This window comes from Nocardia sp. NPDC003345 (assembly GCF_053589395.1).
In genome coordinates this window covers 1-9646 of the sequence record NZ_JBSFRU010000256.1, presented here as the reverse complement: position 1 = coordinate 9646, position 9646 = coordinate 1, and the positions used below count along the sequence as shown (strand labels likewise).

At 69.6% G+C, this 9646-nt stretch carries 12 protein-coding genes and 1 pseudogene; 7 read left to right on the top strand and 6 right to left on the bottom strand.

Annotated features, from left to right (window positions below; translation table 11 throughout):
- Positions 1 to 202: 202 nt before the first annotated feature.
- On the bottom strand, positions 203 to 1033 hold the full coding sequence (locus tag ACWDU1_RS23725; RefSeq protein WP_450001635.1) for an alpha/beta fold hydrolase: 831 nt from the start codon (positions 1031 to 1033) through the stop codon (positions 203 to 205).
- Between the two features lie 22 nt (positions 1034 to 1055).
- On the opposite strand from ACWDU1_RS23725, the gene ACWDU1_RS23720 reads away from it, so the two are divergent.
- A complete protein-coding gene (locus ACWDU1_RS23720) occupies positions 1056 to 1790 on the top strand; it encodes an SDR family NAD(P)-dependent oxidoreductase (protein WP_450001634.1) in 735 nt (244 codons plus the stop codon).
- Positions 1791 to 1802: 12 nt separating this feature from the next.
- On the opposite strand, the gene ACWDU1_RS23715 is transcribed toward ACWDU1_RS23720, so the two are convergent.
- Entirely contained in the window at positions 1803 to 2843 is a 1041-nt protein-coding gene (locus tag ACWDU1_RS23715; RefSeq protein ID WP_450001638.1) for a UDP-N-acetylmuramate dehydrogenase, read from the bottom strand.
- A gap of 90 nt (positions 2844 to 2933) precedes the next feature.
- On the opposite strand from ACWDU1_RS23715, the gene ACWDU1_RS23710 reads away from it, so the two are divergent.
- The 4 genes from ACWDU1_RS23710 (at position 2934) to ACWDU1_RS23695 (ending at position 5636) form a co-directional block, all read left to right on the top strand.
- Positions 2934 to 3422 (top strand): DUF2505 domain-containing protein, encoded by a 489-nt coding sequence (locus ACWDU1_RS23710; RefSeq protein WP_450001633.1) that lies wholly within the window; start codon positions 2934 to 2936, stop codon positions 3420 to 3422.
- A 73-nt stretch (positions 3423 to 3495) separates the two neighbouring features.
- Complete coding sequence (locus ACWDU1_RS23705; RefSeq protein ID WP_450001632.1) at positions 3496 to 4011, top strand: DUF2505 domain-containing protein; 516 nt, start codon at positions 3496 to 3498, stop codon at positions 4009 to 4011.
- Positions 3981 to 4778, top strand: a complete 798-nt coding sequence (locus ACWDU1_RS23700) for a class I SAM-dependent methyltransferase (protein ID WP_450001631.1) — start codon at positions 3981 to 3983, stop codon at positions 4776 to 4778. Before ACWDU1_RS23705 ends, ACWDU1_RS23700 begins: the two co-directional genes overlap by 31 nt.
- Before the next feature lie 129 nt (positions 4779 to 4907).
- Positions 4908 to 5636: an LmeA family phospholipid-binding protein gene (locus ACWDU1_RS23695; RefSeq protein WP_450001629.1), complete on the top strand. Its 729-nt coding sequence runs from the start codon at positions 4908 to 4910 to the stop codon at positions 5634 to 5636.
- Between the two features lie 31 nt (positions 5637 to 5667).
- On the opposite strand, the gene deoC is transcribed toward ACWDU1_RS23695, so the two are convergent.
- Positions 5668 to 6336: a deoxyribose-phosphate aldolase gene (deoC, locus tag ACWDU1_RS23690; protein WP_450001627.1), complete on the bottom strand. Its 669-nt coding sequence runs from the start codon at positions 6334 to 6336 to the stop codon at positions 5668 to 5670.
- Positions 6337 to 6451: 115 nt separating this feature from the next.
- Here deoC and ACWDU1_RS23685 point away from each other — a divergent pair, with 115 nt between their 5' ends.
- Both ACWDU1_RS23685 and purU read left to right on the top strand, forming a co-directional pair.
- Positions 6452 to 6997 (top strand): GNAT family N-acetyltransferase, encoded by a 546-nt coding sequence (locus ACWDU1_RS23685; RefSeq protein WP_450001636.1) that lies wholly within the window; start codon positions 6452 to 6454, stop codon positions 6995 to 6997.
- Positions 6998 to 7054: 57 nt separating this feature from the next.
- Positions 7055 to 7945 carry a formyltetrahydrofolate deformylase gene (gene purU / locus ACWDU1_RS23680; RefSeq protein ID WP_450001625.1) on the top strand — a complete coding sequence of 297 codons (891 nt, stop codon included), beginning with the start codon at positions 7055 to 7057 and terminating at the stop codon, positions 7943 to 7945.
- Positions 7946 to 7963: 18 nt separating this feature from the next.
- On the opposite strand, the gene ACWDU1_RS23675 is transcribed toward purU, so the two are convergent.
- From ACWDU1_RS23675 to ACWDU1_RS23665, 3 genes and pseudogenes are all read right to left on the bottom strand, one after another.
- The gene (locus ACWDU1_RS23675; protein WP_450001623.1) at positions 7964 to 9010 is read right to left on the bottom strand and encodes an alpha/beta fold hydrolase; all 1047 of its coding nucleotides are present in this window, start codon (positions 9008 to 9010) and stop codon (positions 7964 to 7966) included.
- A 90-nt stretch (positions 9011 to 9100) separates the two neighbouring features.
- Positions 9101 to 9397: a DUF2516 family protein gene (locus tag ACWDU1_RS23670; RefSeq protein WP_450001621.1), complete on the bottom strand. Its 297-nt coding sequence runs from the start codon at positions 9395 to 9397 to the stop codon at positions 9101 to 9103.
- A gap of 68 nt (positions 9398 to 9465) precedes the next feature.
- Positions 9466 to 9646 (bottom strand): annotated as a pseudogene (locus ACWDU1_RS23665) (hypothetical protein); the annotation flags it as partial.

Genomic DNA, 9646 nt, shown 5'->3' with positions numbered 1-9646 from the left:
CCCCACTCCGCGGGCAACCTCACCTCCCCACTCCGCGGGCAACCTCACCTCCCCACCTCCGCAGTCAAAGCCGCCCACCCACCTCCACGAGCAACGTCACCTCCCCCTTCACGCGCGAGGTCACCCCCCTTCACGAGGGAAATGACCTCCTCCCCACCTCGACGAGCGCAGTCCCCTCCCCCACCCCAACCGTCAGCCGGTGTCAGCCGCCGACACCCTCCAACACAAACCCCCGCACCTCCGCGACGAACCGCTCCGGATCCTCGAGGAACAGCCCGTGCTTGGCGCCCTCCCAGATGGAGACGCGGCCGTGCGGCGCGACATCCGCGATATAGCGGCCGTCGGCCACGGGGACCACCGGGTCGGCCGACCCGTGCAGCACCAGCACCGGGATATCCAGGCCGCGCAGGGTCTCGGTGTTGTCGACCGAGCGGTAGAACAGCGCCTTGCGCACGAACGGCGGAGTGGCCAGGCTCGACCCGAACAGGCGCTGCGCGTCCGCGCCCTTGTCTCGCCGCGCCCCGGTATTGGCGTCGCCGAACGCGGTGAATCCGCGCATCGCCCGCCCCGGGCTCTCCTCGAACACCGCCGGTATCGCCTGGGCCATGGCCTCTCCGACCTCGGCACCGGGCACCCCTTTGCCGATATTGGCCATGGAACCGGTGTAGACAACTCCGGCGACCGCGCCGGTCCCGTACTCGGCGAGGTAGTCGCTGATCACGATCCCGCCGTAGGACCAGCCCAGCAGTACCGCGCCGGTCTCGATCGATTCCGCGGCCAGGACGGCCGCGATATCGCCCGCCCAGTTCTTCGGTTCGTCGTATCCGGTGCGCGGGGCCTCCGAGTATCCGTGCCCGCGCAGGTCGATCGCCACCACCCGGAAATCGGCGGCGAGGTCGTCGAACACCGTTCCCCAGCAGCGCAGATCCGCCGACCAGCCGTGCACCAGAACCAGTGGCGGTGAATCCGGGGAACCGCCCGTCCGGTAGACGATGCCGGTGCCGTCGATACTGCGCACTTCTCTGATGCCCATGTGCGCATCATAGGATCGGCCCATGAGCACACGTACCGCTGTTGTCACGGGAGCCAGTTCGGGAATCGGTGCGGCCACCGCCCGGGAACTCGCGAAGCAGGGGTATCACGTGTATGTCGGCGCCCGCCGGCTGGACCGGCTGACCGCGCTGGCCGCGGAGATCGGCGGGACGGCGCTGGAACTCGATGTCACCTCCGAGGAATCGGTGCGCGCGTTCACCGACGCGATCGGCGACGTGAACGTGCTGGTGAACAATGCCGGCGGCGCCAAGGGCCTGGCCACCGTCGCGGATGCCGATCTGGACGATTGGCGCTGGATGTGGGAGACCAACGTCCTGGGCACGCTGCGGACGACCAAGGCCCTGCTACCGAAACTCATCGCCTCCGGGGACGGCCTGATCGTCACCATCACCTCGGTGGCCGCCTTCCACGCCTACGACAACGGCTCCGGCTACACCTCCGCCAAGCACGCCCAGGCGGTACTGCACCGGACCCTGCGTGGTGAACTCCTCGGTCAGCCGGTGCGGCTCACCGAGATCGCGCCCGGCGCGGTGGAGACCGAGTTCTCGCTGGTCCGTTTCGACGGCGACGCCGACCGCGCCGCCGCCGTCTACCAGGGCATCGACCCGCTGGTCGCCCAGGACATCGCCGAGATAGTCGCCTTCGCGGCGAGCCGCCCGCCGCATGTCAACCTGGACCAGATCATCGTCAAACCCCGCGATCAGGCCGACCCGGGCCGTTTCGCCCGCCGCTCCTGACCGCGCCGGGCGTCAGATCTGCACACCCACCGGCACCGGTTCGGGCACCAGCACGATCCCGAACCGCTCGGCCACCCCGTCGCGGACCGTCCGCGCCAGCGCCACCAGATCGGCGGCTGTCGCGGTACCGCGGTTGGTGAGCGCCAGCGTGTGTTTGGTGGACAGTCGCGCGGCGGATCCGGCGCCCGGGAAGCCTTTGCCGAATCCGGCTCGTTCGATCAGCCAGCCCGCCGAGAACTTCACGCCGTCCGGCGCTGGGTAGGTGGGGACGGGAATATCGCCGACCCGGTCGCGGATGGCGGCGCGGACCCGGTCCACGCGGTCGTCCGGGACGACCGGGTTGGTGAAGAACGAGCCCGCGCTCCAGGTGTCGTGATCGGCCGGATCCAGCACCATGCCCTTTCCGGCGCGCAGGCCGAGCACGGCTTCGCGGACCGCGGCCGCCGGCCGGGATTCGCCTTCGCCGGCGTCGAGGGTCCGGGCCAGTTCACCGAACCGCAGCGGCGCGCTCACGCCCGACGGGTCGAGGGCGAATTCGACGGCCAGCACCACCGCGTCGCCGGTGTGTTTGAGACGGCTGGTGCGATAGCCGAGGGCGAGATCCTCGGGCCCCACCCAGTGGGTCTCCCCCGATGCCCGGTCCAGCAACCGGACCCGGCGCAGCACTTGGGCGACCTCCACCCCGTAGGCCCCGACGTTCTGCACCGGGGTGGCCCCGGCCGATCCGGGAATACCGGACAGGCATTCCAGCCCGCCGAACCCGGCGGCCACGGTTTTCGCCACCACCGAGTCCCAGTCGGCCCCGGCATCCACGGTGACCCCGTCGGCACCGAACTCGATACCGTCGCTCGCGACGCGGACCACCACGCCGGGCACCGGGTCGTCGGATACGAGCAGGTTGGAGCCGCCGGCCAGCAGCAGCACCGGCACCCCGGCGGCGTCCAGCGCGGTGACGGTGGCCACCAGCGACTCGGTGGTGGCGCAGTCGGCGACCGTGGCCGGACCACCCACCCGCAGCGTGGTGAGCTCGGCGAGCGGGACCGACGGGCGCACCAGCGCGCCGGTTCCGGCCAGCAGGGTACGCAGTTCGTCGGCCGGGACAACCCGAGAAGTTCGCACGACCAGACGGTAGCGTGTTCGGTCATGGCTACAGCGCTGGCGTATACGGCTCGCTATTCCCACCCGGTCGCCGCGGTCCGCGAGGCATTCTGCACGGAGCAGTACTGGCGGGATCGTATCGAGGCGGTGGGCGGTCCGAACGCGAAGTTCGTCTCGCTGACCGTGGAGGGCGAGCAGGTGCGGGTCGAGGTGGTGCAGACCATTCCCTCCGATCTGCTGCCTCCCGCCATCACCGCCGTACACCCGGGCGATCTGGTCATTCCGCGCACCGAGCTCTGGTCGGGGACCACCGGAAGTTTCGAGGCCCGGGTCGAGGGCGCTCCGGCGGAGGTCCGGGGCACCATCACCGCCACCGACGAGCCCACCGGGGCGGTCGCCGAGATCTCCGGCTCCATCGAGGTGAAGATCCCGCTGTTCGGCCGCAAGATCGAAGAGGCCATCGGGGAACGTCTCACCGAACTGCTCGCCGAGGAGACCGAGTTCACCAACGGCTGGATCGCCGAGCGCGGGTAACGCCCCCGGCTACGCGCCCGCGCCATCCGGCCTCCGGCGGGTGCGCGCGGTCGCGGACGGTAACCTACCGCCCATGGCTCGCCGACTCGACTATTCCGCCCGCTACCCGCTGCACACCACCAAGGAGCTGTACGCGGCGCTGACGAACCGGGATTACTGGGAGGCGCGGGTGGAGGAGATGCGCAAGTACTCGCCCAACGAGGTGGTCTCCATCGACGCGAGCGAGGACGGGATCGACGTGGTGCTGCATCACATCCTGCCCCGCGATGTACTTCCCGAGATCGCCCAGTCGGTGATGCGCAAGGATATGGTCATCACCCGTAAGGAGAGCTTCGGCCCGTTCGGGCCCGAGGTCGACGGCCGGTACTCGGCGTCGATTCCGGCCGGGCCGGGCAGCCTCACCGGAACCATCTCCCTGTTCCCCACCGAGACCGGCTGCACGATGCGGATGTCGTCGGAGGCCAAGGTCTTCATCCCGATGGTCGGCCCGCGCCTGGAACAGCTCATGCTGGTGAATCTGGTGGACCTGTTCCGCGCCGAGGCCGAAGTGACCCAGAAATGGCTGGACGAGCACAAGTCCGCCGGCTGAGCAGCCCGCTCGGCACCGTCACCCGCGGTACCACCGGCACGAACCGGCTCCGGCGCAGCGACCGGCAACTGATGCACGATCCGCGGATCACCGCGGTGTTGCGCGAGGCGGCCGATCCGCTGGTGGTCGATCTCGGATACGGGGCACAGCCCTGGACGACGCTGGAACTGGCCGCCCGGTTGCGTACGGTCCGGCGGGATATCCGGGTGGTGGGTCTGGAAATCGATCCGGCGCGGGTGGTGCCCGACCGCGACGGCGTGGTCTTCGCACGCGGCGGTTTCGAATTGGCGGGTCTGCGCCCGATCCTGGTCCGCGCGTTCAATGTGCTGCGTCAGTACCCGGAGGAAGCGGTCGACGGCGCGTGGCGGACCGTACTCGCGGGCCTGGCGCCCGGCGGCCTGCTGGTGGAGGGGACCTGCGACGAACTGGGCCGCCGCTGCGCCTGGGTGGTCCTGGACCGCACCGGCCCGCGTTCGCTGACTCTGGCCTGGGATCCGGGCACGGTCGAAAGGCCCTCGGATCTGGCCGAACGGCTACCCAAGGCGCTGATCCACCGCAATATCCCCGGCGAGCGGATCCACACCCTGCTGATCGCGGCGGACCGCGCCTGGGCGCACAACGCCCCACTTGCTTCCTTCGGTCCCCGGGTGCGCTGGCGGGCGTCCGCGGATCTCCTGCGGGAGCAGGGCTTTCCGGTCCGCGATTTCCGGCGGCGGCTGCGCGACAACATCCTCGAGGTGCCGTGGTCCACGGTGGCGCCCGCCTGACAGGCGGAGGCCGGCATGTGCTTCAGATCACAATTCGGCCGGGGAACCACCGCTGACATCGGCGGCTTCACCGTATGCCCATATCCGGGCCTCATAGCCGGCACAGAATCATCGGGAAGAATCTCACTCATGCCCACCAAGTCCCTGTCTGTCCCGAAGGTCAGCCGCCGGACCACCGTGATCGCTCTGGTCGCCGTGCTCGTGCTGGTGGCCGGCGCGCTGATCGGCGGTGAAGCCTATGCGCGGCACCGCATCGCGAGCTGCATAAGCTCACAATTCGAAAAGGAAATGGGCTCCAAGATCGACGTCGGTTTCGGAGCCAAACCACTGCTCATCACCTGGCTGGACGGGAAGGTCTCCCGGATGGACGTCGACAGCGAGGGCGCCGAATTCGGCCCCGCCGTCGGTATGCAGGTGCATGCGCAGTTCCACGACATCACGATGCCGAAAGGTAGTAGCAGCGGTAGCTCGATCGGCAGTTCCTCGGCCGATGTGAGCTGGAGCAACACCGGTATCAGCGAAACGCTGAAAGGCCTGGTGTCCGACGTGGTTTCCGACCCCGATACCGGACAGCTCACCATGAAGGTCCTCGGCGGTATCGGCGAACTGCAGGTGGTGCCGCAGATCAAGGACGGCAAGGTCGATGTATCGGTCGCCCAGGCCCAGTTCCTGGGATTCGGGATCCCCGACGATCTGGCCCAGGGTGTCGTGGATCTGATGACCGAGAGCCTGCAGACCTATCCGCTCGGCCTCGAACCCACCGAACTGCGGGTCACCGACAACGGAATCGAGGTAGACCTCGCGGGCGGCGCGGCCGAATTGCCGGCACCGGCCGAGGGTAGTAATGCGTCCTGCTGACCTCCGGCCCGCGCGCGATCGCGGGCCGGCCTCATTCCGGGAAACCGCCGAGTACGTCACGGCTACGGGACAATCCGAGCCGGGTCGCACCGGCGGCGATCATCTCGGCGGCCTGGGCCGCCGTCCGGATTCCGCCGCTCGCCTTCACACCGAGACGACCTCCTACGGTCTGCGCCATCAACCGCACGGCACGCACCTCGGCGCCGCCCGCGGGATGGAATCCGGTGGAGGTCTTCACGAAATCGGCGCCCGCCTGCTCGGCGGTGCGGCAGGCCTCGACGATCGCCTCGTCCGGCAGCGCCGCGGATTCGAGGATGACCTTCAGCACCGCGCGGTCCGAAATCGATTCGCGCACCACGATGATATCGGCCAGGACCGCGGCGAAATCCCCCGCGAGGGCGGCCCCGACGTCGATCACCATATCCACCTCGGCCGCACCCTGTTCCACCGCCAGCCGGGCCTCGGCGCCCTTCACCAGCGAATGGTGTTTGCCGGACGGGAAACCCGCGACGGTGGCGACCACCACGCCCGGCGCGCGCACGGGGAGCATGGCCGGCGAAACGCAGATCGCGTAGACCCCGAGTTCGCGCGCCTCGGCCACGAGAGCGGTAACATCCGCGCTCGTCGCCTCCGGAGCCAGCAGGGTGTGGTCGATCATTGCGGCCACCTCGGACCGGGTCAGCGACTGGGAATCGGCCATGGGTCCAGAGTCTGGCATACCCGCATCCGGTGGCCGGGGCCCGGCGCGGCGAATTCCGTTGCGCGCCCCGGACCGCTCACGCACACTCGTATCGGCCGCCGAAGAGAGGACGCCGTTGCTGATCCGCCGCGAACGCGCCGTCGACGCCCCCGCCATCGCCGCCGTGCACCGCAGCGCGTTCGCGCCGCACTACGCACCGGGAGGTTTCGCGGCCGGTACCGCGGACCCCGGTGAACCACCCGAGATCGCGCTGGTGCAGCGGTTGCGCAGTGATCCGGCGTGGATCCCCACCCTGTCGATGGTCGCGGTGGCGCACGAGTCCGTGGTCGGCCACGTCTGCGTGACCCGGGCCACCGTGGGCCCGTTCCCGGTGCTGGCCCTCGGCCCCATCGGGATCCACGCCGAGGCGCAGCGCGAGGGGATCGGCACGGCGCTCATGCACGCGGTGCTCGGCGCCGCGGACGCACTGGACGAACCGCTGGTCGGGTTGCTCGGCAGTCTCGAGTACTACCCCCGGTTCGGCTTCCAGCCCGCCGAGCGACTGGGCATCGCGCCGGACGAGCCGGACTGGGCGAGTCATTTCCAGATCCGGCCGCTGACCGCCTACGACGCGCAGATCCTCGGCGAGTTCCGCTACCCCGAGCCGTTCTACACGCTCTGACCGGCACCGGACGGAGGCGCGGACGGCGGTCCGGGCCCGCCCTGTCAGGATGACCTCATGGTTTCCGCCGTTCCCGCCGCCGACGACCGTCGCTATGTGCTCACCCTGGGCTGCCCCGACCGTCCCGGCATCATCGCCACCATCACCTCGTTCATCGCCGGGTTCGGGGGATCCATCCTGGAGGCGGGCTACCATTCCGACCCCGAGACCGGCTGGTTCTTCACCCGTCAGTCGATCAGGGCCTCGACCGTTCCCTTCGGCGTGGAGGATCTGCGGCAGCGGTTCCGGGCCATCGCCGATGAACTCGGTCCGCGCACCGAATGGCAGGTGCACGACTCCGGCGTCAAGCGACGCTCGGTGGTACTGGTGAGCAAAGAGGGCCACTGCCTGCACGATCTGCTGGGCCGGGCCACCTCCGGTGAACTACCGGCCACCATCGAGGCGGTGATCGGCAATCACCTCGACCTGGCCGCGATCACCGAGGCGCACGGCATCCCGTTCCATCACATCCCGTTCCCGAAGGACCCGGCCGAGCGCGGACCGGCCTTCGAGCGGATGCGTGAACTCGTCGACCGCCACGATCCGGACGCGGTGGTACTGGCCCGGTTCATGCAGGTGCTGCCCGAGGATCTGTGCGAGCACTGGGCCGGGCGGGCCATCAATATCCACCACAGCTTCCTGCCGTCGTTCGTCGGTGCCCGCCCGTATCACCAGGCCTTCGCCCGCGGCGTGAAACTGATCGGCGCGACCTGCCACTATGTGACCGCCGAACTGGACGCCGGCCCCATCATCGAACAGGACGTGATCCGGGTCGATCACGCCGACGAAGTGAGCGATATGGTCCGCCAGGGTCGCGATATCGAACGCGTCGTGCTGGCCCGCGGGCTGCGCTGGCATCTGGAGAGCCGCGTCCTGGTCCACGGGCGCCGGACCGTGGTGTTCTCCTGACCGGCTCCCGGCCGGACCTCAGCCGACCGCGCCGGCCGGCTCCCGCACCGAGGTGAGCACCTGGTCGAGCACCTCGTTGAACTCCTCGATCGCTTCCAGGTTGCCGAGGTGCCCGGTGGGCAACAGCACGAACCGGACCAAATGACCGGTCTGTTCCAGCCAGGCAGCGATCTGCTCGGCGTGGACGGCCGGGGTCATATCGTCGGCGGTCCCGGCGATCACGGTGGTGGGCACGGTGAGATTGCGGGCGGCGTCGCCGAGGTCCATTTCCGCCAGCAGCAGGCCGAACGCCGACCGCACCCGGGCCCGGCACGAGCGCACGATATTCATCCCGAACTCGATCGCCTCCGCATCGGCCGCGAGGCTCATGATCTGCCGGGCGAAGATCCAGCGGACCGCGGCCACCGGCGGGAAGACGATCCGCGCGCTCAAGCCGTTGCGGCCGAGCCACGCGGGCAGCGGGACCACCCGGTCGATCAGCGGCAGCCGCCGGTTGAAGAACGGGACGACGGTGGTCTCGGCGACCAGTGAGTGCGGCCCGGTATTGGCCAGCACCACCGAGACCGCCTGGTCGGCGACCCGCTGGGGATACTTACCGGCCCATGCCTGCAGGGTCATCGCGCCGAGGCTGTGACCCACCAAGACCGCCCGCTGACCGGGGCGAAGGACCGCGTCGAGGACGGCGCACAGGTCGTCGGCCAGCAGATGGCAGTTCAGTTCCTCCGGGGCTCCGAATTCGCTTTCCCCGTGCCCGCGCAGATCGAACGCGATGATCCGGTAACGCCCGGCGAACTCGTTGATCTGCGGGTTCCAGTACTCGAGCGAGCAGGTCCAGCCGTGGACGAGGACCACGGGCAGGGCGTCGGCGGGGCCGTAGGCGTGCACTCGCAGCCGGGCTCCGTCGGCGGCCCGGGCCTCGATGACCTCGTGTTCCACCCGCGGTGGATTCAGGGCCGGATTGCGGTATCCACCCCGGGTACGCAGCCCGGCGCGGTGCACCTCGAACAGACCGTCGATCTGGTCCGCGAGGGCGCCCAGGGCAGCCTTCGGCATCGTCGCGCGCATCGGCACACTCCTTTGTGTTACTGCTTGACACAGTAACCCTTGGAGTCGCGCCGTGCCACCCGGGCGCCGCGGCTCTGCCGCCTACGGCTGCTACCAGCGCGGTCCGCGCTGGACCTCGTCGAGTTTCGGCCGGACGTCGGCGAGATAGATGCCCGTCGCGATGATCGCGATGAACGCCAGCAACCCGAGGCCCGCCGATCCCACCAGCAGCAACAGCGCCGCCACACCCAGGATCGCCAACCAGATCGGCTTGGTCAGTTTGTCGACCGCGGTGAACGCGTCGGAGCGCTGGCGCACGGCGTGCACCAGCGCGAATACGGTCGCGCCCAGCGCCAACAGCCGCAGCGCGAGCATGATCCACCCGGTCAAGCCATACACCTGTTCCACCCCACCATGATAAGAGCAGCGCCCCCGTGCACCACAGGTGCACGGGGGCGCGAGCCCTGACCGGCCGATCAGATGTTCTTCGGCGCGGTCTTCTTCGGGGCGGCCTTCTTGGCGGCCGGGGCCTTCTTGGCGGCGGGAGCCTTCTTGGCCGGAGCCGGGGTCGGCGCGGGCACCGGGGCGGGCTCGACCACTTCGGCGTCCAGGACGTCGGGCGCGGCGGGCGTTTCCGCCTCCACCACCGGCGCGGCG

Coding starts and splice junctions, on each gene's coding strand:
- ACWDU1_RS23725 (WP_450001635.1), bottom strand. CDS start 1,033: ATGGGCATCAGAGAAGTGCGCAGTATCGACGGCACCGGCATCGTCTAC.
- ACWDU1_RS23720 (WP_450001634.1), top strand. CDS start 1,056: ATGAGCACACGTACCGCTGTTGTCACGGGAGCCAGTTCGGGAATCGGT.
- ACWDU1_RS23710 (WP_450001633.1), top strand. CDS start 2,934: ATGGCTACAGCGCTGGCGTATACGGCTCGCTATTCCCACCCGGTCGCC.
- ACWDU1_RS23705 (WP_450001632.1), top strand. CDS start 3,496: ATGGCTCGCCGACTCGACTATTCCGCCCGCTACCCGCTGCACACCACC.
- ACWDU1_RS23700 (WP_450001631.1), top strand. CDS start 3,981: ATGGCTGGACGAGCACAAGTCCGCCGGCTGAGCAGCCCGCTCGGCACC.
- ACWDU1_RS23695 (WP_450001629.1), top strand. CDS start 4,908: ATGCCCACCAAGTCCCTGTCTGTCCCGAAGGTCAGCCGCCGGACCACC.
- deoC (WP_450001627.1), bottom strand. CDS start 6,336: ATGGCCGATTCCCAGTCGCTGACCCGGTCCGAGGTGGCCGCAATGATC.
- purU (WP_450001625.1), top strand. CDS start 7,055: ATGGTTTCCGCCGTTCCCGCCGCCGACGACCGTCGCTATGTGCTCACC.
- ACWDU1_RS23675 (WP_450001623.1), bottom strand. CDS start 9,010: ATGCGCGCGACGATGCCGAAGGCTGCCCTGGGCGCCCTCGCGGACCAG.